This is a genomic window from Gluconobacter sp. P1D12_c (assembly GCF_018812105.1).
Classification (GTDB): Bacteria; Pseudomonadota; Alphaproteobacteria; order Acetobacterales; family Acetobacteraceae; genus Gluconobacter; species Gluconobacter oxydans_A.
This window is the reverse complement of record NZ_JACSIQ010000235.1, coordinates 1-554: the sequence shown is the minus strand read 5'-3', so window position 1 is coordinate 554 and position 554 is coordinate 1. Positions and strand designations below refer to the sequence as shown.

Sequence of the window (554 nt, the reverse complement as noted above, 5' to 3'; positions counted from 1 at the left end):
TCGCGGCCCACCATCAGGAACTGCTCAAACTCGGTGTTTCTGCCGATCGTATTTACACCGACAAGGGCTTCACCGGCACGAACCGGGAAAGGGCCGGCCTTGACCAGGCACTGGCGGCTGTTCGTAGTGGCGATACTTTGGTCGTACCAAAGCTTGATCGACTGGCCCGCTCTGTCCCTGATGCACGGCTTATTGGCGACAGCCTGGCATCCCGTGGCGTGAAGCTTCAACTTGGGAACAGTATTCACGATCCGTCTGATCCAATGGGCAAGTTGTTCTTCAACATCCTTGCGACTTTCGCGGAGTTTGAAGCCGATCTGATCCGGATGCGTACTCGTGAAGGGATGGCCGTTGCACGCGACAAAGGTAAACTACGCGGAAAGAAACCCAAGCTTTCTGAACGTCAGCAAAAAGAGCTTCGCCGGATGTATGATACCGGCGATTACTCCATCAGCGATCTTTCAGAACTGTTTTCTATTTCTCGGCCAACTGTCTATCGAACTCTCAGCAGAACAGCCTCAACGTTCTTGTTGGGTTCACTCTAAGCGTACGTA

1 protein-coding gene is annotated in these 554 nt (G+C 53.1%); it reads left to right on the top strand.

What is annotated here, in order from left to right; translation table 11 throughout:
* Positions 1-545, top strand: a 545-nt coding sequence (locus KP705_RS16505; protein ID WP_215765035.1) for a recombinase family protein, incomplete at its 5' end; no start/stop codon positions are given.
* Between the last annotated feature and the right edge of the window lie 9 nt (positions 546-554).